The organism is Nocardioides panacisoli (genome assembly GCF_039537325.1).
Taxonomy (GTDB): Bacteria; Actinomycetota; Actinomycetes; order Propionibacteriales; family Nocardioidaceae; genus Nocardioides; species Nocardioides panacisoli.
The window spans coordinates 170,774-196,307 of record NZ_BAABAH010000006.1 but is presented as its reverse complement, the minus strand read 5'-3'; the positions used below and the strand labels follow the sequence as shown (position 1 = coordinate 196,307).

Annotated in this window: 26 protein-coding genes; 13 read left to right on the top strand and 13 right to left on the bottom strand. The window is 72.0% G+C overall.

The genetic code is table 11. From position 1 onward, the window contains the following. The first annotated feature begins 79 nt into the window (after nt 1-79). On the top strand, nt 80-580 hold the full coding sequence (locus ABD709_RS11065; RefSeq protein WP_344775291.1) for a mycothiol transferase: 501 nt from the start codon (nt 80-82) through the stop codon (nt 578-580). Here the strand turns inward: ABD709_RS11065 and ABD709_RS11060 are convergent. Both ABD709_RS11060 and ABD709_RS11055 read right to left on the bottom strand, forming a co-directional pair. Continuing rightward, complete coding sequence (locus ABD709_RS11060) at nt 569-1,846, bottom strand: MFS transporter (RefSeq protein ID WP_344775378.1); 1,278 nt, start codon at nt 1,844-1,846, stop codon at nt 569-571. The genes ABD709_RS11065 and ABD709_RS11060 overlap by 12 nt on opposite strands. Nucleotides 1,847-1,869: 23 nt before the next feature. Then, nucleotides 1,870-2,526, bottom strand: a complete 657-nt coding sequence (locus tag ABD709_RS11055) for an SDR family oxidoreductase (RefSeq protein ID WP_344775289.1) — start codon at nt 2,524-2,526, stop codon at nt 1,870-1,872. 146 nt (nt 2,527-2,672) lie between these two features. On the opposite strand from ABD709_RS11055, the gene ABD709_RS11050 reads away from it, so the two are divergent. From ABD709_RS11050 to ABD709_RS11030, 5 genes are all read left to right on the top strand, one after another. After that, a complete protein-coding gene (locus ABD709_RS11050) occupies nt 2,673-3,035 on the top strand; it encodes a YciI family protein (RefSeq protein ID WP_344775287.1) in 363 nt (120 codons plus the stop codon). Next, nucleotides 3,028-4,239, top strand: a complete 1,212-nt coding sequence (locus ABD709_RS11045) for an RNA polymerase sigma factor (protein WP_344775285.1) — start codon at nt 3,028-3,030, stop codon at nt 4,237-4,239. The genes ABD709_RS11050 and ABD709_RS11045 overlap by 8 nt, the downstream gene beginning before the upstream one ends. A 142-nt stretch (nt 4,240-4,381) precedes the next feature. Beyond that, a complete protein-coding gene (locus ABD709_RS11040) occupies nt 4,382-6,322 on the top strand; it encodes a M3 family metallopeptidase (protein WP_344775283.1) in 1,941 nt (646 codons plus the stop codon). Between the two features lie 150 nt (nt 6,323-6,472). Continuing rightward, the gene (locus tag ABD709_RS11035) at nt 6,473-7,198 is read left to right on the top strand and encodes a PadR family transcriptional regulator (protein WP_344775281.1); all 726 of its coding nucleotides are present in this window, start codon (nt 6,473-6,475) and stop codon (nt 7,196-7,198) included. A gap of 33 nt (nt 7,199-7,231) precedes the next feature. Beyond that, complete coding sequence (locus ABD709_RS11030; RefSeq protein WP_344775279.1) at nt 7,232-8,593, top strand: hypothetical protein; 1,362 nt, start codon at nt 7,232-7,234, stop codon at nt 8,591-8,593. Between the two features lie 150 nt (nt 8,594-8,743). Here the strand turns inward: ABD709_RS11030 and ABD709_RS11025 are convergent, their stop codons facing one another. The 4 genes from ABD709_RS11025 to ABD709_RS11010 all read right to left on the bottom strand — a co-directional run bounded on the left by ABD709_RS11025 (nt 8,744) and on the right by ABD709_RS11010 (nt 11,686). Then, entirely contained in the window at nt 8,744-9,838 is a 1,095-nt protein-coding gene (locus ABD709_RS11025) for a serine/threonine-protein kinase (protein ID WP_344775277.1), read from the bottom strand. Nucleotides 9,839-9,858: 20 nt separating this feature from the next. Then, the gene (locus ABD709_RS11020) at nt 9,859-10,767 is read right to left on the bottom strand and encodes a GNAT family N-acetyltransferase (RefSeq protein WP_344775275.1); all 909 of its coding nucleotides are present in this window, start codon (nt 10,765-10,767) and stop codon (nt 9,859-9,861) included. A 49-nt stretch (nt 10,768-10,816) separates the two neighbouring features. Continuing rightward, the gene (locus tag ABD709_RS11015; RefSeq protein WP_344775273.1) at nt 10,817-11,380 is read right to left on the bottom strand and encodes a YceI family protein; all 564 of its coding nucleotides are present in this window, start codon (nt 11,378-11,380) and stop codon (nt 10,817-10,819) included. 174 nt (nt 11,381-11,554) lie between these two features. Continuing rightward, complete coding sequence (locus ABD709_RS11010; RefSeq protein WP_344775271.1) at nt 11,555-11,686, bottom strand: hypothetical protein; 132 nt, start codon at nt 11,684-11,686, stop codon at nt 11,555-11,557. A gap of 204 nt (nt 11,687-11,890) precedes the next feature. Here ABD709_RS11010 and ABD709_RS11005 point away from each other — a divergent pair, with 204 nt between their 5' ends. Next, nucleotides 11,891-12,154 carry a hypothetical protein gene (locus ABD709_RS11005; RefSeq protein WP_344775269.1) on the top strand — a complete coding sequence of 88 codons (264 nt, stop codon included), beginning with the start codon at nt 11,891-11,893 and terminating at the stop codon, nt 12,152-12,154. 10 nt (nt 12,155-12,164) lie between these two features. Beyond that, a complete protein-coding gene (glmS, locus tag ABD709_RS11000; protein ID WP_344775267.1) occupies nt 12,165-13,994 on the top strand; it encodes a glutamine--fructose-6-phosphate transaminase (isomerizing) in 1,830 nt (609 codons plus the stop codon). Nucleotides 13,995-13,997: 3 nt separating this feature from the next. On the opposite strand, the gene ABD709_RS10995 is transcribed toward glmS, so the two are convergent. Then, nucleotides 13,998-14,372 (bottom strand): cupin domain-containing protein, encoded by a 375-nt coding sequence (locus ABD709_RS10995; protein ID WP_344775265.1) that lies wholly within the window; start codon nt 14,370-14,372, stop codon nt 13,998-14,000. Nucleotides 14,373-14,430: 58 nt separating this feature from the next. Between ABD709_RS10995 and ABD709_RS10990 the strand changes: the two genes are divergently transcribed. Continuing rightward, on the top strand, nt 14,431-14,904 hold the full coding sequence (locus ABD709_RS10990) for a MarR family winged helix-turn-helix transcriptional regulator (RefSeq protein ID WP_344775263.1): 474 nt from the start codon (nt 14,431-14,433) through the stop codon (nt 14,902-14,904). A gap of 72 nt (nt 14,905-14,976) precedes the next feature. Beyond that, nucleotides 14,977-16,671 carry a DEAD/DEAH box helicase gene (locus ABD709_RS10985; protein ID WP_344775261.1) on the top strand — a complete coding sequence of 565 codons (1,695 nt, stop codon included), beginning with the start codon at nt 14,977-14,979 and terminating at the stop codon, nt 16,669-16,671. 6 nt (nt 16,672-16,677) lie between these two features. Here ABD709_RS10985 and ABD709_RS10980 read toward each other — a convergent pair whose 3' ends face one another. Continuing rightward, complete coding sequence (locus tag ABD709_RS10980; RefSeq protein WP_344775259.1) at nt 16,678-17,274, bottom strand: YczE/YyaS/YitT family protein; 597 nt, start codon at nt 17,272-17,274, stop codon at nt 16,678-16,680. A gap of 60 nt (nt 17,275-17,334) precedes the next feature. Between ABD709_RS10980 and ABD709_RS10975 the strand changes: the two genes are divergently transcribed. Then, nucleotides 17,335-17,916: an aggregation-promoting factor C-terminal-like domain-containing protein gene (locus tag ABD709_RS10975; protein WP_344775257.1), complete on the top strand. Its 582-nt coding sequence runs from the start codon at nt 17,335-17,337 to the stop codon at nt 17,914-17,916. Nucleotides 17,917-17,920: 4 nt separating this feature from the next. On the opposite strand, the gene ABD709_RS10970 is transcribed toward ABD709_RS10975, so the two are convergent. Then, nucleotides 17,921-18,424 (bottom strand): VOC family protein, encoded by a 504-nt coding sequence (locus tag ABD709_RS10970; protein WP_344775255.1) that lies wholly within the window; start codon nt 18,422-18,424, stop codon nt 17,921-17,923. Nucleotides 18,425-18,582: 158 nt separating this feature from the next. Here ABD709_RS10970 and ABD709_RS10965 point away from each other — a divergent pair, with 158 nt between their 5' ends. Together ABD709_RS10965 and ABD709_RS10960 are read left to right on the top strand one after the other, a co-directional pair. Beyond that, the gene (locus tag ABD709_RS10965; RefSeq protein ID WP_344775253.1) at nt 18,583-19,401 is read left to right on the top strand and encodes an SGNH/GDSL hydrolase family protein; all 819 of its coding nucleotides are present in this window, start codon (nt 18,583-18,585) and stop codon (nt 19,399-19,401) included. A 42-nt stretch (nt 19,402-19,443) separates the two neighbouring features. Further along, nucleotides 19,444-21,366, top strand: a complete 1,923-nt coding sequence (locus ABD709_RS10960) for a penicillin-binding transpeptidase domain-containing protein (RefSeq protein WP_344775251.1) — start codon at nt 19,444-19,446, stop codon at nt 21,364-21,366. 163 nt (nt 21,367-21,529) lie between these two features. Here the strand turns inward: ABD709_RS10960 and ABD709_RS10955 are convergent, their stop codons facing one another. From ABD709_RS10955 to ABD709_RS10940, 4 genes are all read right to left on the bottom strand, one after another. Beyond that, nucleotides 21,530-22,105: a maleylpyruvate isomerase family mycothiol-dependent enzyme gene (locus tag ABD709_RS10955; RefSeq protein WP_344775249.1), complete on the bottom strand. Its 576-nt coding sequence runs from the start codon at nt 22,103-22,105 to the stop codon at nt 21,530-21,532. Nucleotides 22,106-22,107: 2 nt separating this feature from the next. Further along, entirely contained in the window at nt 22,108-23,103 is a 996-nt protein-coding gene (locus ABD709_RS10950; protein WP_344775247.1) for a sigma-70 family RNA polymerase sigma factor, read from the bottom strand. Nucleotides 23,104-23,348: 245 nt separating this feature from the next. Beyond that, entirely contained in the window at nt 23,349-24,917 is a 1,569-nt protein-coding gene (locus ABD709_RS10945) for a glycerol-3-phosphate dehydrogenase/oxidase (RefSeq protein WP_344775245.1), read from the bottom strand. After that, the gene (locus ABD709_RS10940) at nt 24,914-25,492 is read right to left on the bottom strand and encodes a TetR/AcrR family transcriptional regulator (protein ID WP_344775243.1); all 579 of its coding nucleotides are present in this window, start codon (nt 25,490-25,492) and stop codon (nt 24,914-24,916) included. The genes ABD709_RS10945 and ABD709_RS10940 overlap by 4 nt, the downstream gene beginning before the upstream one ends. Between the last annotated feature and the right edge of the window lie 42 nt (nt 25,493-25,534).

The window sequence follows — 25,534 nt, the reverse complement described above, 5'->3', positions numbered from 1 at the left end:
CTCTCGCGGGGCGTCGTCACCAGGTCGACGTACGGGCCGGGCGTCGTGTGACAGCACGGGGTCGGCGTACGTTCGAGCCATGACGCCAGCAGAGCTGCTCACCGATGCCCTCGACCGGGTCGAGGAGTCCGTCGAGGCGGTGCTCGACGGACTCGACGAGACCGCGCTGACCCACCGGCCCGCGCCCGATGCCAACACGATCGCCTGGCTGGTCTGGCACCTGACCCGCGTCCAGGACGACCACGTCGCCGGCGTCGCCGGGATCGAGCAGGTCTGGATCGGGCAGGGGTTCGTCGACCGGTTCGGCCTGCCGTTCGAGCCGCGTGCGCACGGCTACGGGCACAGCTCGGAGGAGGTCGCGCAGGTCCGCGCGCCGGCCGGGCTGCTGCTGGACTACCACCGCGCCACCCACCGCCAGTCCCTGGACTTCATCGCCGGCCTGGGCGAGGCCGACCTCGACGAGGTCGTCGACAGCCGGTGGGACCCGCCGGTCACCCTCGGCGTGCGGCTGGTCAGCGTCGTCAACGACTGCACCCAGCACGTCGGCCAGGCGGCCTACGTACGCGGTCTACTGGGCTGAGGGCGCCAGGCGGTAGCGCCAGAACACCGGTACGGCGAGCACCGCGGCGGCCAGCAGCACGACCACCAGCACGCCGCCACCTGCCGCCGCAGCGGCCGTGCCGACCATCGCCGCGGTCGCTCCGTGGGCCACGTCGGCGATCCGCGGACCGCCGGCGACCACGACGATGAAGATGCCCTGCAACCGTCCGCGCACGTCGTCGGTGGCCGAGGCCTGCAGCATCGACTGGCGGAACGCGGCCGAGGCCATGTCCGCCGCGCCGCCGATCACGAGCATCAGCACGGCGACGACGACCAGCACGTGCGCCGCGCTCGGGGCAGCGCCGGCCGCGCCGACGGCGATGCCGAAGCCCGTCATCGCCACTCCCCACACCGCGATGCACCACACCACCGCCTGGCCCTGGGCGGAGACCCGCGACACCCAGCCGGACAGCACGCCGCCGAGCACCGCGCCGGCGGGGATGCCGGCGAAGAGCAGCGCGAACGCGAGCCCACCCTCGGTCGGACCGTTGAAGCTCTCGTGGGCGATCTGCGGGAACAGCGCCCGTGGCATGCCGAAGACCATCGCGATGATGTCCACCAGGAAGGACATCAGCAGCACCGGGTGCCCACGCAGGTAGCCGAGACCCTCGACGACCGACCGCAGGCCGGGCGTGCCGGCCGGCGCGCCCTCGACCGGAAGTCGGGGCAGCCGGAGCACCGCCCACATCGTCGCGAGCAGGGTGAAGGTGTCGATCAGGTAGAGCAGCGCGTAGCCGGTGAGCGGGATCAGCGCGCCGGCCACCAGCGGGCCGGCGATCGCACCCGCCTGGAAGACGGTCATGTTCAGCGAGTTGGCGGCGGGGAGGAGGTCGTTCGTCAGCAGCTTCGGCAGGATCGCGCTGCGTGTGGGCTGGTTGATCGCGAAGAACGCCTGCTGCACGGAGAACAGCGCCAGGAGCAGCCACACGTCGGCGCCACCGACGGCGGCCTGCAGCCAGAACAGTGCGCTGGTCCCGATCAGGCCGGTCGTGGTGATCGCCAGCAGCGTGCGCCGGTCGAAGTGGTCGGCGAGTGCGCCGCCCCACAGGCCGAACACCACCAGCGGCACCAGACCGAAGACACCGGTGAGGCCGACGTACGCCGAGGACCCCGTCTGCGCGTAGATCTGCGCCGGCACCGCGACCACGGTCAGCTGGGCGCCGATCACCGTGATGATGTTGGCGCTCCAGAGGCGCCGGAAGTGCGGGTTGGCCAGCGGCCGGGTGTCGGCCAGCAGGCCCCGCATCGTCACCGCAAGATGTTAAGGATTCACCCGTCGTAGGCGACGTGCGGGGTCCAGTCGTCGTCGGGCCGACTGACCGCGCTCCACATCGCCTCGGCGATGGGCGGTGGCGAGAACGGGCCCTCCTTGCCGAGCACGCCGTTGATCTGCACGGCGACCGCCCGCACGCCGCGCTCGCGGAGCGTCGCGTCGAGGCTCGTGACCAGGTTGCGCACCGCCGCCTTCTGCACGCCGAGCGACGGCGCCGCCGGCGAGGGCTTGTCGGCGGCCGCGCTTCCCGTCACGAGCACCCGCGCCCCGGCGTGCAGGTGGGGCAGCGCCGCCTGCACGGCCGGCAGCAGCGCGCCGGCCCCCAGGGCGACGTCCTCCAGCAGCTCGGGCACCGTCAGCTCGAACACGTTCTTCTCGCGCCAGGCGCTCGGGTTGAAGTGCAGCACGTCGATCCGGCCGTGCCGCTCGCCGACGGTCGCGACCACGCGGGCCACGTCGTCGGGATCGGTCAGGTCCACCGCGAGCCCCTCGGCGGCGTACCCCTCCTCGGAGAGGGTCCGGGCGAGGGGGTCGGCCTCCTCCTGGAGCCGTGTGGTCAGGGTCGCGAGATGACCGCCCTGCGCGAACCGGCGGGCGACGGCCAGGCCGAGGCCGGGGCCGGCGCCGAGGACGAGGTAGACCGGAGAGCTCATGGATCGAGCCTAGGACGACGCCTCGACGAACCGGCTGCTCTGCCCATTGCAAAATGGCTGTGGCAGGTTGTCGTATCGCCGTGATGCGGTTCGTGGTGGGGGTGAAGGGCGGTCGACGGGTCCGCCCCGGAGCTGAGGAGATCGACATGACGCACTACCTGATGAGCGTGCACGGGCCGGTCGAGCGCACCGAGTTCGGGAACTACGGCTCCCGCGAGGCGATGGAGCAGGCGTTCGCGGACACCGGCGCCTTCAACGAGCGGCTCAAGGAGCAGGGCTACTGGGTGTTCGCCGGTGGGCTCGAGCCGGCGACGACGGCGACCGTCGTCGACGGCACGGGCGACGCCCCGGTGATGACCGACGGCCCCTACCTGGAGACCAAGGAGGTCATCGGCGGCTTCTGGGTGATCGACGCGCCCGACCTCGACGTCGCGCTCAAGCTCGCCGCCGAGGGCTCGAAGGCCTGCGGCGGCAAGGTCGAGGTCCGACCGTTCGAGGGCCTTGCCTGAGGTCTCGGCGGTCGAGCGGGTCTTCCGCGAGGAGTACGGCCGCCTGATCGCCTCGCTGGTCCGCCGCTTCGGCGACATCGACATCGCCGAGGAGGCGGCCGGCGAGGCGCTGGTGACCGCCCTCGAGAAGTGGCCGGAGTCCGGCGTACCGCCCAATCCCGGCGCCTGGCTCACCACGACCGCCGGCAACCGCGCTATCGACAAGCTCCGCCGCGAGAAGCTGCGCGACGCCAAGCACCAGGCGGCAACGATGCTCTACGTAGACGACACACCCCCCGAACCGACGGGGCCCGTCGAGGACGACCGGCTCCGGCTCATCTTCACCTGCTGCCACCCCGCGCTCGCTCCCGAGGCGAGGATCGCGCTGACGCTGCGGCTGCTCGGTGGCTTGACGGTCGCGGAGATCGCGCAGGCGTTCCTCGTCCCGGAGACCACGATGGCCCAGCGGATCACCCGCGCGAAGAAGAAGATCGCCGCCGCCAAGGTGCCCTACCGGGTGCCCGAGGCGGCGGACCTCCCCGACCGGCTGGGCGGTGTCCTGGCCGTGCTGTTCCTCGTCTTCAACGAGGGCTACCTCGCCACCGGCGACGGCGACCCGGTCCGTGGCGAGCTGACGGCGGAGGCGATCCGGCTCGCCCGGATCCTCCGGCACCTGCTGCCCGAGGAGCCCGAGGTGACGGGCCTGCTCGCGCTGATGCTGCTGATCGAGTCGCGCCGGGAGGCACGGGTCCGGCACGGTCAGCTGGTTCCGCTCGACGAGCAGGACCGCGGCGGCTGGGACCGGGCGCTGATCGCCGAGGGACACGACCTGGTGCGGCAGTGCCTGGCCGCGAACCGTCCGGGCCGCTACCAGATCCTCGCGGCGATCAACGCCGTGCACACCGACGCGCCGGCCGCCACGGACACCGACTGGTCGCAGGTGGTCGCGCTCTACGACCAGCTCACCCGGATCGACCCGTCGCCGATCGTCGCGCTGAACCGCGCGGTCGCGGTCGCGGAGCTCGACGGTCCGGAGGTCGCGCTCGCGCTGGTCGACCGGCTGCCGCTTCCGGGCTACCACGCCTGGCACGTCACCCGCGCCGACCTGCTGCGGCGGCTCGGCCGCAGCGCGGAGGCCAAGGAGGCCTACGACGCCGCGATCGCCGCCACCCAGAACTCCGCCGAGCGCGCCTACCTCAGCCGGAAGCGCGGCGAGCTGATCTGAGGCAGAACGCGGCCTCCCTCGCCTTCCGTGGGACGGCGGTGGCTGCCGAGCCGCTTCGCGGCTGGCTCCCGCGCTCGCGATCGGCACTTGAGCTCGTTCCTCGCGCGTGCCTTTCGCTCACTTGGTCGCCTAATGTGTGTCGGTGACCCTCGAGCCCCTCGCCCTCCCCGTAACCGATGACGCGACGACCTGGTCCGACTGGGTCCAGGACCGGGCGACCACCGAGCTGGACAGCGCCCGGCGGCTCGTGGAGGAGGTGCGCACGGCCTCCACGCAGGACGCGGTCGCCGTACTCCGGAAGTGGGACGCGGCGGCGCTCCACCTCGGCAACGCGGCCGCGATGGGCTCGCTGATCGGCAACGTGCATCCCGACCAGCAGGTGCGCGACCTCGCCGACGCGGCCGAGCAGGACGCGCAGAAGCTCGCCACCGAGTGGAGCCTGGACCGCGGCCTCTACGACGTGTTCGCGGCCCTCGACGGCGACGGGCTCGACCCGCTCGCGGCCCGGCTGCTGGAGAAGGTGCGCAAGGACTTCCGCCGCTCCGGGGTGGACAAGGACGAGCCGACCCGCAACCGGATCTCCGCGATCCGGCAGCGGATCACCGAGCTCGACCAGGAGTTCAGCAAGGTCACCCGCGACGACGTGCGGTCGATCCGGGTCGCGCCCGAGCGGCTCGAGGGCATGCCCGCCGACTGGCTCGAGGCGCACCCGGCGGAGGAGGACGGGCTGGTCACGGTCACGACCGACTACCCCGACGCGGTGCCGACCCGGATGTTCGCCCGGGACCAGGACGTGCGCCGCGACATGTCGGTCGCGTTCCTGCAGCGCGGCTGGCCGACGACCGAGCCGCTGCTGCAGGAGCTGTTCGCGCTGCGGCACGAGCTCGCCACCACCGTCGGGTTCCCGGACTGGCCGTCCTACGACGCCGACGTGAAGATGATCGGCGAGGGCGACGCGATCCCGGAGTTCATCGACAAGATCACCGCCGCCGCGCAGGAGCCGATGGAGCGCGACCTCGGTCTGCTCCTCGACCGCTACCGTCGCGACTTCCCCGACGCCGAGCGGATCGAGCCCTACGACGCGATCCACTACCAGGAGCTGGTCCGGCAGGAGCGCTACGACGTCGACGCGCAGAAGGTGCGCACCTACTTCCCGTTCCCGAAGGTCCGGCAGGGTCTGCTCGAGGTCACCGGCCGGCTCTTCGGCCTCCGCTACGAGCAGGTCGACGTACCGGTGTGGCACGAGGAGGTGACGGCCTACGACGTGTTCCGCGCCGAGGGTGAGGAGAGCCTCGGCCGGATCTACCTCGACCTGCACCCGCGCGAGGGCAAGTACAAGCACGCCGCGCAGTTCACGCTGGCCGACGGCGTCGAGGGCATCCAGAACCCCGAGGGCGTGCTGGTGTGCAACTTCTCCCGCGGCCTGATGGAGCACGACCACGTGACCACGTTGTTCCACGAGTTCGGGCATCTGATCCACCACGTGCTCGGCGGGCACAGCGCGTGGGCCCGGTTCGCCGGGGTCGCCACCGAGTGGGACTTCGTCGAGGCGCCGAGCCAGATGCTCGAGGAGTGGGCCTGGGACCCCGACGTGCTGCGCACGTTCGCGAGCAACGAGGCCGGCGAGCCCATCCCGGTCGAGCTGGTCGAGGCGATGCGCCGCTCCGACGACTACGGCAAGGGCATCTATGCACGCACCCAGATGTTCTACGCGTCGATGTCCTACTGGTTCCACCGCGACGCGGCCGAGCCCGGCGGCCCGCGGGACCTCACCGAGCGGATGATCGAGCTGCAGGAGAAGTACGCCGCCCTGCCCTACCTCGAGGGCACCCACATGTTCGCGAGCTTCGGCCACCTCGGCGGCTACAGCTCGGCCTACTACACCTACATGTGGTCGCTGGTGATCGCCAAGGACATGTTCAGCGCCTTCGACGAGGACGACCTGTTCGACCCCGAGGTCGCAGGGCGCTACCGCGACCGGGTCCTGGCCCGCGGTGGCGAGGCCGACGCCGCCGACCTGGTCGCCGACTTCCTGGGCCGGCCCTACTCGTTCGACTCCTACGCGGCCTGGCTGGCGCGGTAGCTCCGGAGGGGCTGGGCACCCCGTCCGGAACCCCGCCCGGCCCGGCCCCGCTGGTGCCTGCCGCAGCGGAGCTTGTGTCGTCGTACCCTTCTCTGTACGATCACGATATATCGCGAACGATTCGCGATCCTACGACTTGGAGGGAACATCATGAGTCACCGATTCGAGAAGCGCATGGGCCCGTTCTGGATGGCAGGCTCCATCCCCGACTGCGGCCCGTACGACCACGACCACCGCCGGCAGCACCGTCCGGGTGGCCCGTGGGCCTGGGCCACCGAGGGTGGCGGCCACGGCCGTCCCGGCCCGATGGGCGGTCCGCCGCCGTGGCTGGCCGGCCTGTTCGGCATGGGCCGGCCGGAGTCCGGTCGCGGCCCCCGTGTCCGGCGCGGCGACGTCCGCGCCGCGATCCTCGACGTGCTCCGTGCGGCCGCCGGCCGCGAGGAGTCCGTCAACGGCTACCAGGTGATCCAGCAGATCACCGACAAGAGCGGCGGCGCCTGGCGGCCGAGCCCGGGCTCGGTCTACCCGACGATCTCGCAGCTCGAGGACGAGGGCTTGGTCGAGTCCGACGACGAGCGCGGCCGCCGGTCGCTCCGCCTCACCGAGGCGGGCGCGGCGTACTGCGAGGAGAACTCTGCCGAGCTGGAGGGGGTCTGGGCGCCGTTCCAGGAGAGTGCCTCTGACGCCCGGCCGGCGCACGCCGACTTCAAGGCCGAGATCGGCCAGGTCATGAGCGCCGTCTGGCAGATCATCACCACCGGTTCGGAGTCCCAGAAGGACGCCGCGGTGGAGGTGCTGGTCGACGCCCGGCGCCGGCTCTACGGCATCCTCGCCGACGGTCCGGCGCCCGAGGACACCGAGGCCGCCGCGGAGTGAGTCGCGGGGCGCACGCGCCAGTACGCTCGGCGCGTGCGCCCCGGACGCCCCCTGATCGTGCTCGCCGTGTGCGCGGGCTGGCTGGCGCTGACGACGGGGTACGGCGCCGCGGCCACCGGGTCGCAGGTCGACCTCGGCGGCTCTCCGGTTCCGGGCGGAACGGGCAGCACCGACCAGGCCCGTCCCACGGTGCTCGAGCCCGGGCTCTGGACCGACAGCCTCGGGGACGCGGAGTCGCCGTACCGCGACCACTTCTTCCGCTACGAGCGGCAGATCCAGAACAGCACCGTCCACGTCGGGGTCGTCGGTGAGTCGAGCGACGACTACGACGGCTTCGAGCTCAGCGCGACCGGGCCCGACCAGACCGACTGCGGGTCCGTGTCGGCGTCCCCGAGCGACTCGTCGGTCCCGCAGGCCGTCTTCGGCGCCGAGCTGACCATCGGGGGGAGCGAGCCCGGTGACACCTCGTCACCGTGCCTCACCGCCGGCGAGATCGACCTCAAGCTCGAGCGGAGCACCCAGGGCAGCAGCAAGGACGACGAGCTGCCGGTCGCGATCAAGGTGGTCGAGGAGGCGCCGGTCCCCAGCGCCGCCGAGCTCCCGGCGCCACCGGACTCGCCGAGCTACGACCGGATCACCGACGTCAGCGGTGGCGAGCACGTGGATGGCGCCGGCTCCTTCGACGCCGCGCCGCCGGTGCCGCTGTCCGGCGGCCGGGCCGACTTCTCCACCTCGGTCACCGAGGGCGAGGAGCGGCTCTTCCGCGTCCCGCTCGCCTGGGGCCAGGCGTTGTCGGTCGCGGCGCACGCGCCGAAGCTGGACGAGAAGACCTACGTGGACGTGCGCAGCTACACCGGGGTCGCGGTCTCCGTGCAGGTCGTCGGACCGCTGCGGGACACCGTGACCGGCGCCGTCTCCGACGTCGCGACCAGCGGCAGCTACGACGACTCCGAGCCGCTCGACCTCAGCGACGCGCTCCCGCCCGTCGGCTACCTCAACCGGTGGAGCAGCCTGCCGGCCGACGTGCCCGGCGACTACTGGATCTCGATCGCCGCCTCCCCGAAGCCGGACGCCGTCGACGAGCCGCTCGCCGTACCCCTCGACGTCGCCGTCGAGCTCACCGACCAGTCCGGCGCGCCGTCGTACTCCGGCGGCGTGCTCGCCCAGGGCGGCGGCAAGTTCACGGGCAGCTACGATCCCGCCCGACCGTTCCTGATCGGCCCCGGCCAGTTCGCCGCCGTCGCCTCCGGCTCCCCGGTCGCACCCGGCGACGAGGACTCCGGCTGGTGGGGCACCCGCCGCTACGCCGGCCTGGCCCTGCTCGTCGCCGGCGCCGCCTCCTGCGCCGCCGGCCTCTGGCGCCTCCGCGCCTCCTCCCGCCGCCACCCCCGTTGAATCGAGGTTCCCGCGGGGTTGATTCGAAGGTCCCTGCGGGTTCGTTCGAGGTTCTGTGCGGCGGGGCCCGCACAAATCCTCGAGTCAACGTCGACGAACCCTCGATTCGACCCGTACGGACCCTCGAATCGACCTTGAGCGACCTTCGATTCAACCCAGCAGGAGGAAGCCGCCGGCGAGGAGGGCGAGGAGGCCGGCGACGAGGAGCACGACGGCGGAGAGGGTGCCGCGGGCTGCCGTCGGAGAGGAATCGGGAGGGGAAGCGGGAGGGGGAGAGGGAGCGGGGTACGCGACGTGCTGGGGCGGCGGGGGAGGCGGCGGCAGCAGGGAGGTCGGGGCCGGGTGCGGCGCCGTGCCGAGCGGCGGCGGGGGCGGCGGGGGCGGAGCGGTCCGGGGAGGTACGGCGAGCGAGGCGTAGTCGTCGACGACGTCGATGGGGTCGTCGGCGGCAAGGGGCAGGGCGAGCAGGGCGAGCAGCGCGGGATGCTGCCGGAGCTGGGACGCGGTGGGCCGCGTGCCCGGGTCGTACGTCGTCGCGGCGGCCACCACGTCGAGCACCAGGTCGTGCCCGCGGTCGCCGGTACGGAGCTCGTCGACCCGCGGCGGCGTCGGCACGGGGTCCGCCGGCGGCCGTTGGGCGGTCAGCATCTCGAGCACGACCATGCCGAGGGAGTAGACGTCCGCGCTCGGCATCGGGTCCGCGCCCTGCACCTGCTCCGGCGACATGTAGCCCGGCGTGCCGATCACCGTCCCGAGCTGGGTGAGCCGCGGCTCGTCGCTCGGGACCGCGATGCCGAAGTCGGTCAGCAGCAGGTGCGGCACGCCGCGCCGGGTCGGCTCGAGCAGCAGGTTGCCCGGCTTGACGTCGCGGTGGACGATCCCGGCGGCGTGCACCGCGGCGAGGGCGTCGGCCGTCTGCGCGGTGAGGTGCCCGATCCACGCAGGCGGCAGGGCGCCGTACCTCCGCATCAGCCCGGACACCGAGCCGCCGCGCACGAGCGGCATCGTGAACAGCACCCGGTCGTCGACGCCGGCCCAGGACAGCGGCGTCACCACGTGCTCGTGGTTGATCCGCACCGACTGCTCGCGGACGAACCGCAGCAGCATCGCCGCGTCCGCCTGGCGCAGCATCTTGGCGGCCTTCACCTGGCCGTCGGCCCGGTCGAGCACGGCCCAGACCGTGCCCATGCCTCCGGACGCGATGGGGTCGAGCAGCTCGTAGCGACCGGCGAACAGCTCACCCATGCGGGCAGCCTATTGCCGGCTCAGAGGTTGGTGGCGCGGTGCACCCACACCGAGTCGGGGACCATCCCGACCTTCTCGTAGAGCGAGAGGGCGCCGGTCCGGGAGTCGGTGGACAGGCAGGAGGAGACCGCGCCGTGCTCGCGACCGGTGCCGAAGGCGGCGACGAGCAGCGACTGCGCGAGGCCGCGGTTGCGGTGCTCGCGGTGCACGGCGATCTTCGCGACGTAGGTCTCGCGGCCCTCCTCGGCGATCGTCGAGAAGGACGCGCCGGCGATCCGGCCGTCCGGACCGGTGACGACCTGGAGGTGCCACGGCTCGAAGCCCGGCCGCTGCCAGACCTCGGCGGCGAAGTCCTCGAAGGTCGACTTCTCGCGGTCCGACCACTCGAGGAACGCGTCCTCGATGACGTGCCAGGCCTGCTCGTGGTCGGCCTCGGTCGCCTCGCGCAGGGCGTACCCCTCCGGCAGCGGGCGCTCCTCGATGGTCGCGCCCTGCGGCAGCCGCAGCACCCAGCTGGTCCAGCGGACGAAGTACCCCAGCTCGGTGAGCAGCCGGTCGCCGTCGGAGCCCTCCGGCACCGGCATCCCGACGACCTGGGAGCCGCGGGAGCGCGCGAGGTCGCGGATCCAGGCGGCGAGCCAGGTCCCGATGCCGCGCCCTCGGTGCGACGGGAGGACCGCGGCGTCGTACCGGTCTCCGCCCATCAGCTCGGCGTACGCGACGATCCGGTCATCGTCCAGGACGGCGATCGAGCTGCCGGCGAGGTCGTACGACGGCCGCTGCCACTCGGCGACGAGGTCGGCCTCCTCGATCTCGACGGAGCCGATGTCGTGCTTCTCCTGGGCGGCGATGACCTCCCAGACGGCGTAGGTGTCGGAGGGCCGCAGCGGCCGGGTGGTCAGGTCGGCGGGCAGTGAAATCGCAGGCACCCGGGGGATTGTGGTCCACCCGGGTGCCTGCTGCGACTGGTTTGACGCCTCACGCGTTGCGGATCGCCGAGACGTCGAACTCGAGCTTGACCTTCTCGGAGACCAGGACGCCGCCGGTCTCGAGCGCCGCGTTCCAGGTCAGGCCCCAGTCCTTGCGGTTGACCGTGGTCGAGCCCTCGAAGCCCACGCGGAGGTTGCCGAACGGGTCCTTCGCGGAGCCGCCCTCCTCGAAGACGATGGTGACCGGCTTGGTCGTGTCCTTGATGGTGAGGTCGCCGACGATCGTCCACTCGTCGCCGTCGCGGGAGACCGCGGTGGAGACGAACGACCACTCGGGGTAGGTCTCGACGTCGAAGAAGTCAGCGGACTTGAGGTGGCCGTCGCGGTCGGCGGTGCCGGTGCTGATGCTGGCGGCCTGGATGGTCAGCTTGACCCAGGACTCGGCCGGGTTGGCGGTGTCGATGTGGGCGGTGCCGGCCCACTGGTCGAAGGCGCCCCGCACCTTCGTGACCATGGCGTGGCGGGCGACGAAGCCGAGCCGGCTGTGGGCGGTGTCGATCGTGTAGTCGCCGCTGATGTCGGTGAGGGCGGCGGTGGCGGTGGTCTCGGTCATGGTGACTCCTCGGTGAGAGCGGTTTGGTTGAAGACTCAACCACCATAACCGGACCCCGGTCCGGATCTATTCCACCGACGGCACTCTTCTTCGTGAGCTCCCGGGAACACGCGAGCGGGCCGGCGCCTCCGGGTGGGAGGTGCCGGCCCGCTCGAAGGGTCGTGGGGTGCGCCGTCAGGCGGCGGAGGCCGTCGCGTGACCGCCCACCGTGATCCACGCGGCTTCCATGTGGGTGCGTCCGGTCTCGTCGGTCACCGGAACCCAGCGCTGCTCGAGTCGCTCGTCGGTCATCCGAGTGTCGGTCATGTGACACCTCCTGTTCATCTTGCGTTCACCAAGATAGCACGTCCCCCACATGGACCCCCGAATCGCGGCGCAAATGCGCCGCCGCGCTCCACCCGATGCCGGGGTGGCTACGAGGGTGCGGGCTTCTCGCGGTCGATTGCAGGGTTTCTGCCCGAATGCGGGCAGGAACTTGCTCGACGTCCGCTGTCCCCGCATCATCGGGGGATGCCGGTCGACCAGCGCCTCCTCCGCCACGTGATGGCGGGCAGCGGACTGAGCGCGGCCGAGGCCACCCGCGTGGTGGAGGACGTCATCGCCTACCTCGCCGAGCCGGTGGAGGACGTCGTACGCCGCCGGCACGCGGAGATGAAGACCTTCGGCGCCAAGAACGACGAGATCTTCGCAAGGCTCCGCGAGGAGCTGGCCGGTCGCGTCGTCGCCGCGCCCGACCTCACCGAGCGCCAGCTGCGCCGGATCGTCTACGGATAGGGAGACACCCATGTGCGGGATCGTCGGATACGTCGGCAGTCAGCAGGCAGCGCCGCTGCTGCTCGAGGGGCTGGCCCGGCTGGAGCACCGCGGCTACGACTCGGCGGGTGTCGCGGTGCTCGGCGGGACCGGGCTGCGCGTGCACAAGGGCGCCGGACGCGTGCACGCGCTGACCGACTCGCTGCCGAAGCGGTTCGCCGGGCGGACGGGCATCGGCCACACCCGCTGGGCGACCCACGGCCCGGCGAACGACGTCAACGCGCACCCGCACACCGACGGCAAGGGCCTCGTGGCAGTCGTGCACAACGGGATCATCGACAACGCCGCCGCGCTGCGCGCCGAGCTCTCCGACGACGGCATCGAGCTCGCGTCGGACACCGACACCGAGGTGCTGGCGCACCTGGTCGCCCGCTCGAGCGCCGAGACCTTCGAGGCGAAGGTCGCCGAGGCGCTCGGTCGCGTGGAGGGCACCTACGGCGTCGCGTTCCTCCACGTCGACTTCCCGGAGCAGATGGTGGTCGCCCGCAACGGCAGCCCGCTGCTGGTCGGCGTCGGCGAGAAGGAGACGTACGTCGCCAGCGACCTCGCCGCGATCGTCCGCTACACGACCACGGTCGCCCACCTCGAGGACGGCGAGATGGCCTTGCTCACGCCGGCCGGCTTCTCGACGTACCGGCTGGAGTCCTCGGGCCTCGCCGCCTCGCCTCGCACCGCGTCCCGGCTGGACGTCGACCCGGACGCCTACGACGCGGGCGACCACGAGTCGTTCATGCACAAGGAGATGTCCGAGCAGCCGACCACCGCGCGGCGGGTGCTGAGCGGCCGGCTCGACGAGCGGTTCGGCACCGGCCACCTCGGCGGGCTCAACCTCGACCCGCGCGACCTCCGGGCGATCCGGCGCGTCAAGATCCTCGGCTGCGGTTCGGCGTTCTACGTCGGCCAGATGGGGGCGACGCTGCTCGAGGAGCTGGCCCGGGTGCCTGCGGACGCGGAGGCCGCCTCGGAGTTCCGCTACCGCAACCCGATCATCGAGCCGGAGACGCTCTACGTCGCGGTGAGCCAGTCCGGCGAAACCATCGACACCCTGCTCGCCGTGCAGGAGATCCGGCGCAAGGGCGGCCGGGTCATCGGCCTGGTCAACGTGGTCGGCTCCGCGATCGCCCGCGAGGTCGACGGCGGGATCTACCTGCACGCCGGCCCCGAGGTCGCCGTCGCCTCGACCAAGGCCCTGACCAACATGTTCCTGGCGTTCGCGATGCTCGCGATCCAGCTGGGCCGGGTGCGCGACCTCTCGATCGCCGATGGGCGACGGCTCATCGCGGCGCTGAACGCGCTGCCCGAGCAGATCGAGCAGGTGCTCGCCACGGAAGACGCGCTCGCCGAGACGGCTCGTCGCCTCGCGGGTGCCGAGAGCCTGTTCTTCGTCGGCCGGGTCCGCGGTTACCCCGTCGCCCGCGAGGGCGCGCAGAAGTTCAAGGAGATCAGCTACCGGCACGCCGAGGCCTACCAGACCTCCGAGCTCAAGCACGGCCCTCTCGCGCTGGTCTCGCCCGAAGTCCCGACGGTCGCGATCGTCCCCGACGACGAGCTGGTCGAGCGCAACGTCGGCGCGCTGCACGAGATCGACGCGCGCGGCGGTCCGCTGGTGGTCGTGACCCACGAGAACGTCTCCGTCGGCGACCTGGACTGCGAGCGGATCGTCGTACCGAAGAGCGAGCGGGAGCTCGACCCGATCCTGCTCACCATCCCGCTGCAGCTGCTCGCCTACCACGCCGCGCTCGAGCTCGGTCACGACATCGACAAGCCGCGCAACCTGGCCAAGTCGGTCACGGTCGAGTAGTCCTCACGCCGCCCACGGCGGCGTGCCGACCGGGGTGCCGTCGGCCATCGTCGCCGTGAAGCCGGCACGGATCGCGACCTGGAGGCGGGCGGGTGACGAGCCGGGGTTGACCAGCTGGATGGGGTCCCCGGCGGGCACGACCGCGGCGTCGCCGACCCCGAGCTCGGGGCCGTCCGGCACCAGACGGACCCCGCCCGCCAGCACGACGAAGACCTCGTCCTGGTCGAGCACGTGCGCGGTCTCGGAGGACACGCCGCCCTCGACGGTCAGCTGCCACACGCAGGTGCCCGAGGATCCGAGGCTGGGTGTGGCCAGGGACGTGAAGCGGATGCCGGGGATGTCGAAGGTGGGTGCCTCGGTGGCTCGGACGACGTTCATGGGAACTCCTCAAATAGACAAGTACACTTGTACAAGTGCTATTGGCTATCATGGGGCAGTGCCCTCTCGTGTGCAACCTCCCTCGGACCTCGGGATCCTGGTGCTTCTCGCCTACCAGGGGTTCGTCCGCCTGCTCCACGAGGACATGGCGCAGCACGGGTACGACGACCTCGGGCGCTCGGACGGTGTCGTGATGCGGGTGCTCAACGGCGGGGGACGCAAGGTCAGCGACCTCGCCCGGTTGCTCGACATCACGCCGCAGGGCACCGCGCAGATCGTCGAGGACATGGAGCGGCGCGGCTACGTCGTACGACGTCCGGACCCGGCCGATGCGCGCGCCCGGCTGGTCGAGCTGGGCGAGCGCGGACGCGGTGCCATCGACGCGGCCCGCGCTTTCCACCGCCGGTTCGAGGCCCGGATGGCCAGGCGCCACGGGGTCGACGCGATCGCCGGCTTCCGCACCGTGCTGGACGACATGGCCGGCGCGGCGGGCGGAGGACTCGACCGCGAGCTGCGCGCCCTCTACCTCTGAGGTCGTCCACGTGACCCAGCGCACCGCACCGCGGAATGGAGTGGTAGTGGCGCGCGCCACTACCGTTGGACGGTGACTTCCGACGATGCGACCACCTTCGCCGATCTCGGCCTCGGCCCGAAGATCCTGAAGGCCCTCTCCGACGTCGGCTACGAGACCCCGTCGGCGATCCAGGCCGAGACCATCCCGCACCTGCTCGAGGGACGCGACGTGATGGGCCTCGCGCAGACCGGCACCGGCAAGACGGCGGCGTTCGCCCTGCCCATCCTGGACCGCCTCGACCTGTCCCAGAAGACCCCGCAGGCACTTGTGCTGGCGCCGACCCGCGAGCTCGCGCTGCAGGTCTGCGAGGCGTTCGAGCGGTACGCCGCGCACGTCAAGGGCGTGCACGTGCTGCCGGTGTACGGCGGTCAGGGGTACGGCGTCCAGCTCTCCGCCCTGCGCCGTGGGGTGCACGTCGTCGTGGGCACCCCGGGCCGGATCATGGACCACCTCGACAAGGGCACCCTCGACCTCACCGAGCTGCGGTTCCTCGTGCTCGACGAGGCCGACGAGATGCTCAACATGGGCTTCGCCGAGGACGTCGAGACGATCCTCGCCGACACTCCCGACGACAAGCAGGTCGCGCTGTTCTCGGCGACCATGCCCAACCAGATCAAGAAGCTCTCGGCGACGTACCTGACCGATCCCGTCGAGATCGCGATCGAGCGCAAGACCCGTACGGCCGACAACATCCGGCAGCGATACCTGATCGTCAGCTACCCCCAGAAGGTCGACGCCCTCACCCGGATCCTCGAGGTCGAGAACTTCGAGGCGATGATCGTCTTCGTCCGGACCAAGAACGAGACCGAGACCCTCGCCGAGAAGCTGCGGGCGCGCGGGGTCAGCGCGACCGCGATCAACGGCGACGTCCCCCAGGCCGTGCGCGAGCGCACGGTCAACCAGCTCCGCGACGGCAAGCTCGACATCCTGGTCGCAACCGACGTCGCGGCCCGCGGCATCGACGTCCCCCGGATCACGCACGTCGTCAACTACGACATCCCGACCGACACCGAGGCCTACGTGCACCGGATCGGCCGCACCGGTCGTGCGGGCCGCAGCGGCGACGCGATCTCGTTCATCACCCCGCGCGAGCGCTACCTGCTCAAGCACATCGAGAAGGCCACCCGCACCACGCTGGAGCAGATGCAGCTGCCGAGCGTCGACGACGTCAACGCGACGCGCCTCGCGCGGTTCGACGACAACATCACCGAGGCTCTGGGGTCGCCGCAGATCTCGTTCTTCCGCGACGTCATCGGCCACTACGTCAAGAACAACGACGTGCCGGAGGCCGACGTCGCAGCCGCGCTCGCGATCGTGCTCCAGGGCGACACCCCGCTGATCCTCGAGGACGAGCCGGAGCCGCAGCGCCGTCCGCGCCGCGACCACGACGACCGCCCGGACCGGGGCGGCGACCGGGGCGAGCGGCCGCGCAAGCCCCGCCGCGGGAGCGACCAGCCGATGGCGACGTACAAGATCCAGGTCGGCAAGCGGCACCGGGTCGAGCCGCGCCAGATCGTCGGCGCGATCGCCAACGAGGGCGGCCTGCAGCGCCACGACTTCGGTGCGATCACGATCCGCGGGGACTACTCGCTCGTCGAGCTGCCCGCGCGGCTGCCGGGCGAGGCGTGGGAGAAGCTCAAGCAGACTCGGATCAGCGGCCGGCTGATCGAGCTGTCCCGCGACTACGGACCGTCGGCGAAGGCCAAGAAGCGCGACCGCGACTGAGCTGGGTCAGGGGGTGCCGGGCTCCTGGTGCACGTCGAGGTGCAGGAGTCGGGCAGTCAGGTCGACCAGCGGGCCGAGCAGCAGCACGACAGCGATGGTGCCGGCGCCGATCGTCGCGCCCAGCAACCACCCGACGAGCGCACCGCCGCCCTGGACGGCGCTGTAGCTCCACCGGAACGGGACCGGAGGATCCCACGCGAGGCCGGCCGCCTCGGCCGGACCCGCCCCGGTGCGGCTGCCGAGGTAGCACGCGATGCCGAGGGCGAGGAGCGGGAAGGCCACGACCAGCACGGTGATCCGGAAGGGCAGCTGCTCGGGCGTGCTGACGAGGTCGAGCACGACCGAGACGGTGCCGCCGACCAGCGCGACCTGCACGACCGTGCCGGCGCCGGGGTAGACCCGGCGTGCCGCCGCCAGCGCGACGAAGACGACCCCGACCAGCAGGTTGGCGATCCAAAAGGAGATCCCCGACCTGATCGCGATGCCGTTGACCAGCGTCGAGTAGCCGTCAGACCCCAGGTCTGCGGTGAGGAGCAGGGCGACGCCGATCCCGAGGACGACGCAACCGGCGAGCAGGAGGGACGTCCGAGCGGGTCCGGGCACCCGGTCAGTATCGGGGACGCCGGAGGGACCGGGTGCGGCGGTCGGGGGACAATGGTCGGCATGGGGGGAGCAAGAACCGCTGTGGCCGCCGCGGCGATCGTGGCCGTCCTCTCCGGCTGCGCAGGTACGCCGGCCGCAGAGCCGAGACCGTCGGAGAGCGCCTCGACCGCGCTCCCGCCGAGCTCGGCCGCGACCTCGCCGAGCGAGTCACCGAGGCCGCAGAAGGAGGGCGCCGCGGCGAGGGTGCCGCGCGAGGTCATCCTGCACCAGCTCGCGATGGTCGCCGAGCGGATCGCCAAGCACGTCCCGATGACGGCGCCGACGCCCGTCGACGTGTCGCCGGGCAGCAACCGGGCCCTCGGCTTCCACCTGCTCGTGGAGTTCGGCTTCCCGGCCGACCAGTGGCAGTACCTCGACGCGCTGTGGACCCGCGAGTCCGGCTGGAACGAGCGCGCGGACAACCCGACCTCGAGCGCCTACGGGATCCCGCAGTCCCTGCCCGGCACCAAGATGGCGGTGGTCGGCCCGGACTGGCGCACCAACCCGGACACCCAGATCCGGTGGGGGCTGGCCTACATCGCGGCGCGTTACGGCAACCCGCAGGGCGCGTGGGCGCACTCGCAGAGGTTCGGCTGGTACTGAGGCCTCAGAGCACCTTCGTGCCGTACATCTCGCCGAGCGGGTCGGCGAGGAGCTCGAACCGCTCGCCGTCGGGTCCGCGGAAGTAGATCGACCGCTCGCTCTCCAGCAGGTAGTCCACGCGCGCGGCGTCCAGCTTCGCGCGCAGGTGGTCCCAGTTCTCCTTGGTCACCGAGATCGCCAGGTGGTGGAGGCTGCCGAGCACCTCGCGGTACTCCTCGAGGTCCAGCCCGGGCAGCGTGAAGTAAGCGAGCAGGTTGCCCGCGCCGATGTCGAAGAAGAAGTGGTCGGATCCCGGGTAGTCCCGGTTCTCGAAGATCTCGGTCAACGGGAACTCCAGCAGGTCCTGGAAGAACCGGATGGTCCTGCGGACGTCGGAGGAGAGCAGCGCCGTGTGGTGGTTGCCGCGGGCCCGCGTCGGCGGGCGCTCGCCCTCGGGCCGGAGGAACTCCCGCTTGATCCGCTCGCGGTCCTGGGTGATCTCGTCGAGCTGTGCACTGTCGAGTGCCATAGGGGTTCTCCTCGAAGGTCGAGCCGTCGACCACGGTAGACCCCCGCGGAGCTCGGGGTCGGCACCCGAAGGTTGACCGAGGGGCTGGTCAGAAGCAGCGGCGAAGTGCAAAGGTGACCCAGGTCACACCGACCTCCTGCTCCCTCGGAAAGGCCGTCATGTCCCGGATCACCCCTGTTCTCACGCGTCCCGTCGTGGCCGCGCTGGTCTCCCTCGCCGCCGCGCTGGTCGCGCTCGTCGCGCCGCCGCCCGCGCACGCCGCGGGCCCGTCGTACGTCGCCCTGGGCGACTCCTACTCCTCGGGTGTCGGCACCCGCAGCTACATCTCCGACGGCACCAGCTGCCAGCGGTCGACGTACGCCTACCCCTATCTGGTCGCGCAGCAGAAGGGGTACGCCCTCAACTTCCAGGCCTGCTCGGGTGCGACGACCTCGACGGTCACGAACAACCAGCTGGGGGCGCTCAGCTCCACGACGAGCTACGTCACGATCTCCGTCGGCGGCAACGACGCGGGCTTCAGCGACGTGGTGACCGAGTGCGCCCAGCCGGGCTGGATGTCGGACTGCAACGGCGCGATCACCAACGCGCGCAACATCATCAACAACACGCTGCCTGGTCGGCTGAACACGCTCTACACCTCGATCCGGTCCAAGGCGCCGAGCGCCGTGGTCGTCGTCGTGGGCTACCCGCACCTGTTCATGGGCGAGGACTGCAACGCGGCGACGTTCTTCTCCCCGAGCGAGGAGACCAGCCTCAACAGCACCGCGGACCTGCTCGACTCCAAGCTCTCCGCCGCCGCCAGCTCGCACGGCTTCAAGTTCGTCAACCCGGTCAGCAGGTTCACCGGCCACGCCGTCTGCGACTCGGTGGAGTGGCTCAACGGGCTGTCGAACCCGGTCAGCGAGAGCTACCACCCCAACCGGCTCGGTCAGAGCCAGGGCTACACGCCGCTGGTCAGCCCGCTGCTCGTCGGCTGAGGCGTCCGCCGCTGGGTCGGGGCTCGCTGGTAGAACCGACCCATGCGGCGAACCTCGGCGGTCGTGCTCCTCCTGCCCCTGCTGGCCGCGTGCAGCGGTGGCGGCGGAGGAGGAGGTGACGACGGTGCGGTGCCGAACGACCTCGCCGACTCGTTCGCGTCCGCGCTCGCCGACACCGCCGCTTCGCTCGCCGACGACGACCCCGACGAGGCAGCAGCCGGGAGCGGGCTCGCCGACCTGACGTTCGTCGACGCCCAGGGCGCCGACGTGGCGGCGGACTTCGTCGACGCGGTCGACGGCATGGACGGGATCGAGCCGACCGTGACGGTGGCCGACACCTCCGCGACGGCCATCACGGTGGACTGGAGCTGGCCGCTGGTCGAGGGCCACGACCCGTGGACCTACCAGACGACGGTCGCCACCCAGGAGACCGGCGGCGACTGGTCCCTCGTGTGGGCACGCACGGCGGTCGAGCCGAGCCTGCGCGCCAAGGAGGTCCTCGACGCGACGACCCTGCCGGCACCGCGCGGCGACGTCACGGGCGCGCACGGTCAGGTGCTCGTCACCGACCGTCCCGTCGTCGAGCTGGGCATCGACAAGACCAAGGTCAAGCCCGCCGAGGCACCTGCATCCGCGCGCGCACTTGCCCAGCTGGTCGGTGTCGACGTGGGGTCCTACGTCGCCGCGGTGAAGGCAGCCGGGCCGGAGGCGTTCGTGCAGGCGATCGTCTACCGGCGAGGCGAGGTCCCTCCCGCCGTACGCGCCGCCAGCATTCCCGGCCTGCTCACCGTCGCCGACAAGCTCGCGCTCGCCCCGACCCGCGAGTTCGCCGCACCGATCCTCGGCCGGGTCGGCCCGGTGACCGCCGAGATGGTGAAGGACGACCCGGACACCTACCACGTGGGCGACGTCGCGGGGGTGTCCGGCCTGGAGGCGAGGTACGACGACCAGCTGCGCGGCCGACCGGGCCGGAGCGTGGTCGCGACCGATCCCGACTCGACGCGGCGGGACCGTCCGCTCACCCGGATCGAGCCGGTGGCCGGCAAGAAGCTCGCGCTGACCCTCGACGAGCGCCTCGAGACCACCGCGGAGAACCTGCTCGCCGGGGTAGGCCCGGCGAGCGCGCTCGTCGCGATCCGCCCGAGCGACGGCGCGATCCTCGCGGCCGCCAACGGCCCCGGCACCGGCGGTCAGAACTACGCGACCTACGGGCAGTTCGCGCCCGGGTCGACGTTCAAGATCGTCAGCACGCTGGCGCTGCTGCGCTCGGGGCTGACGCCGAGCTCGACCGTGCCCTGCACGCCGTCGGTCACCGTCGACGGGAAGCGGTTCGAGAACTACGACGACTACCCGCCGAGCGCGATCGGCGACATCCCGCTGCGTACGGCGATCGCGAACTCCTGCAACACGGCCGTGATCTCGCAGCGGGGCCGGCTCGGCAAGGACGACCTCGTCGACGCGGCGGCCTCGCTCGGCCTCGGCGTGGACCACGACCTCGGCTTCCCGGCCTACTTCGGCAGTGTCGAGCCACCCGCCTCGGAGACCGAGGGTGCCGCCGACATGATCGGCCAGGGCACGGTGCTCGCCTCGCCGATGTCGATGGCCACCGTGATCGCGAGCGTGCAGGCCGGCAAGATCGTCGTGCCCCGCCTCGTCGAGCAGGTCGACGTCGCGGCGCCCAAGAACGTCGACGAGCCGAGCAACGGCGAGGTCGCGGCGCTGCGGGACATCCTGCGCGCGGTCGTCACGTCGGGCTCGGGCGCGGGCCTCGCCGACGTGCCCGGCCCGCCGGTCATCGCTAAGACCGGGACCGCCGAGTTCGACGGGCCCCACGGCCGCCAGACGCACGCCTGGATGGTCGCCGCCCAGGGCGACCTCGCCGTCGCCGTGTTCGTGGACGTCGGCAGCTCGGGATCCGGCACCGCCGGCCCCATCCTGGAGTCGTTCCTCCGGGCAGCCGGCTGAGCAGCGCTCGTAAAGGTCGGGACTTTTCTTCCGGTACCGCTGGACGCGCGCGGCGGACCGGCTATCCTGGGGCTGTCGTATTTCGGAGGGAGCACCGAGAACGACAGAGCCCCCGTTTGAGTTGACCCCATGCAACTCCGGGGGCTCGCTCCTTTTTCCTGTTTCAGGGGCAGCGGCCGAGGGTGGCGAGGAGCCGGTCGCCGCTGCCTGCGGTGTCGGGGACGGGGAGCGGTCGACCGAAGCCGTCGGGATGGTCGAGGGCGAGGGCGACGGCGGTGGGGAGCAGCTCGGCGGCCAGCGCGTCGGGGACCGGCACGGAGTGGCCGGTGACGCGGCCGACGTCCCAGCCGTGGACGGTGATCTCGACCGCGGCGAGGCGGGCGATCGTGTCGACGGCGACGGGGTGGCCGGCGACGTCGACGTACGGCGAACGCGCGGCCAGCCAGCCGCCGAGCAGCGCGCAGGCCTTCTCCTGCAGGCTGATGATCCGCAGCTCCAGGGGAGCCGGTGCCTGGCTGTGCAGGTCGATCGCGCCGCCGGCGCCCTCCCCGAAGGCATCGAGGGCGTCCTCCATGTGCGCGAGGAGGTCGCCGAGCCGCCAGTGGTCGCACGGCGTGGGCAGGCTGAGGTGCTGCGGCCCGACGGTGACGAGGGCGGCACGGGTGTAGGCCAGCGAGCGCTCGAGCAGCTCCACACCTGGCGGAGCAGGATCGAACGCCGGCCCCGGCAGGGCCGACACGGTCAGGTGGCCAGCGTCGGCCGGTAGTCGGCGGGCAGCTGCGACGGCAGGCCGAACCGTTCGAACAGCTCGGTGTCGAAGAAGGCGGTCACGTGCCGGACCCGCTCGCCCTCGACGTCGAGGACCTGGAGGTGGAACGGCTCGAAGTGGCCCTCCGGCTGCCGCATGTAGAGACCGAACGCGGGCTGCCCGTTGGCCGTCGTCGCCACCATCGGCATGTCCTCGTAGCCGCCGGGGCACTGGTTGCTGATCAGCTCGCCGATGCTCTGCGCGCCACGGTAGTGGTTGGTGAACGGCGGCATGTCCCACGTCGCGTCGAAGGCGAGCAGCTTGACGATCGTGTCGACGTCCTTGCGCCAGAACGCCTCGAGGTAGGCGTCGAGCATCCGCTGCTGGTCGCTGCTCAGCTCGGGCGTCACGTCGTCGGGCGTGAGCTGCCGCTCGCCGAGCTGGGCGTGCGCGCGCTGGAGCGCCGAGTTCACGGCGGCCGTCGTGGTGTCGAGCGCGGTCGCGGTCTCGGCGGCGGACCAGCGGAGCACGTCGCGCAGGATGAGCACGGCGCGCTGGCGCGCCGGAAGGTGCTGCAGGGCGGCCACGAAGGCGAGCCGGATCGTGTCCCGCTCGGCGACCTCGACGGCCGCGTCCGGCACGGGCTCGAGCCACGGGATGTCGGTGTTCTCGTCGAGGGCGTCGCCGACGCGGGAGTCCGCCGTGCCGAGGCCCGTCGGCAGCGGCCGCTTCGGGCGGCCCTCGAGGTTGGTCAGGCAGACGTTCGTGGCGATCTTGTAGAGCCACGTCCGGACCGAGCTGCGACCCTGGAAGCCGGCAGACGCCTTCCACGCGCGCAGGAACGTCTCCTGGACCAGGTCCTCGGCCTCCTGCACCGACCCGCTCATCCGGTAGCAGTGCGCCATCAGCTCACGCTGGTAGCGGCCCGCGAGCGCGTCGAAGTCGGCCAGCTCGTCGGTCGCGGTGGACGTGGTGGTCTGCTCGGTCACTGCGGTTCCCATCGGTACCCCCGGGTCGTGAGGTGGAGTCTGCCTGATGGGTCCGACCCGAGTCGACGGAGAAACTCATCGGTCATGTCGAACCCTCACTTCGAGCCTGCCGAACCCTCACTTCGAGCACCTCGAGCCTTCAGTTCGAGCGGGCGGGGCCAGCGCTCCGAAGTGAGTGCTCGAGGTGCGCAACCTGAGGGTTCGACGTGCTCGAAGTGAGGGTTCGAGGTGCTCGAAGTGAGGGTTCAGCTCGCGGCGTGGGTGAGGGCGAGGGCCTTCTCGGCGGCGGGGAGGGCGAGGGCACGGTCGGCGGGGACGAGGCCGACGCGGGTGCGACGGTCGAGGAGGTCGTCGACGTCGTGAGCGCCCTCGTGGGTGACGCCGAAGACGAGCTCGGCCAGGGTGACCGCGACGGTGTCGGCGACGGGGGCGAGCAGCTCGTCGCTGGCCAGGCCGGTGGCGTCGACGGCCGAGTCGAGGACCAATGCGGCGTCGGCGCCGAAGCGGCGGACCAGGCGGGCGAAGCCGGGGCGGCCGTCGTCGGCCGCGAGACGGGCGAGCTGGTCGCGGGGCGCCGCGCCGGCGAGCGGGAGGGTCGCGGTGACGCAGGGGCCGGCGTCGAGGCCGGCGTGGGCGACGGCGGCGTCGACGGCGTCCTCGGCCATCCTGCGGTAGGTCGTCAGCTTGCCACCCACGATGGTCACGACGCCGGAGCGGCCGACGATCGTGGCGTGCTTGCGGGACAGGTCCGCGGTCGAGCCGGGGCCGGCATCGAGCAGCGGACGGAGGCCGGCGTAGGACCCGACCACGTCGCTGCGGCGCAGCGGGTGCGCGAACGACGCCGACACCACGTCGAGCAGGAAGCCGATCTCGACCTCGCTCGGCTGCGCGACGTCGGGGATCGGGCCGTCGACGGGCTCGTCGGTCAGCCCGACGTAGATCGTCCCGTCCGGCTGCGGCAGCACCAGCACGAAGCGGTTGCGCTCGCCGGGGATCGGGGCGAACACCGCCGCCTGCAGGCCCGGCAGCGTGTCCGCGCGCAGCACCAGGTGGGTGCCGCGCGACGGGCGGAGTCGTACGTCGTCCACGAGGTCGCCGGCCCAGACGCCCGCGGCGTTGACGACCGCTCGTGCGCGTACGTCGACCGTCGTGCCGGTCAGCTCGTCGCGGAGGGTGACCTGCGTGCCGCTCGCCGCGAGGACCCGGGCGTGGGTGTGGACCGCGGCGCCGCGCGCGGCGGCGGTCCGGGCGATCGTGGTGACCAGGCGGGCGTCGTCCTCGAGCTGCCCGTCCCAGCCGAGCAGACCGCCGCGGAGGCCCCCTCGGCGGAGGCCGGGCGCGAGGCTGAGCGTCGCTGCCGCGTCGATCCGGCGCGGCGGCGGGAGCGTGACCCTGCTGGTGCGCGCGGCGCGACGGAGCAGGTCGCCGGCGATCAGACCGGCGCGGGCGACGCGCGCCTGCGTGCCGCTCATCCGGGCGTCGACGGGCAGCAGCGTGCGCATCGGACGGGTCAGGTGCGGAGCGGTCGTCTCCATCAGGATCCCGCGCTCGACCGCGCTCTCGTGCGCCACGCCGACCTGGCCGTTGGCGAGGTAGCGCAGCCCCCCGTGCACCAGCTTGGAGGAGAACCGCGACGTGCCGAACGCGAGGTCGTGGGCGTCGACGGCGAGCACCGAGAGGCCGCGGCTGACCGCGTCGAGCGCCACGCCGGCCCCGGTGACCCCGAGCCCGATCACGACGACGTCGACGTCGGTGGGTACGCCGGGCAGGCCGGGCGTGATCCGGTGGGCGGGGGAAGCGTTCTGGGCGTTCACGGGGCCAGGTTCCTCTCGACGAGCAGGCGGAGCTCGGCGTCGAGGACGTCCTCGGTGACGTCGTCGTCGAGCATGGTCTGGGCGGACAGGGCGAAGCCGTGCGCGGCGAGGAGCACCGACCGCGCCATCGCGGTCGCATCGCCGGCCCGCACCGTGCCGGCGTCCTGGCCGGCGCGGATGCCCGTCACGAGCACACCGAGCACCAGCTCCTGGGAGCGGCCGCGGCGGGCCAGCACGTAGGGGAGGATCAGCTCCGGGTCGAGCTCGAGGATCCGCACGAACAGCTCGTTCTCGCGCAGCGCGCGCACCGCGCGGACGACACCCTCGGCGATCGTGGCCGGGTCGGGCGCCGAGCCGTCGTACTCCTCGGTCGTCGCCGCGACCAGCTCGCCCCACTCCCGCGTCATCAGGTCGCCGAGCAGCTGCGGCATGTCCGACCAGGCGCGGTAGATCGTCATCCGCGAGACGCCGGCGCGGCGGGCGACCTCGGTCAGCGTCGTACGGCGCCAGCCGACGTCGAGGATGCAGGCACGCGCCGCGTCGAGGTAGCCGTCGCGCGCTGGTGCTTCCGACATCGAGGAGCTCCTTGTGACAGTGTGACAATCTATGCAACACTG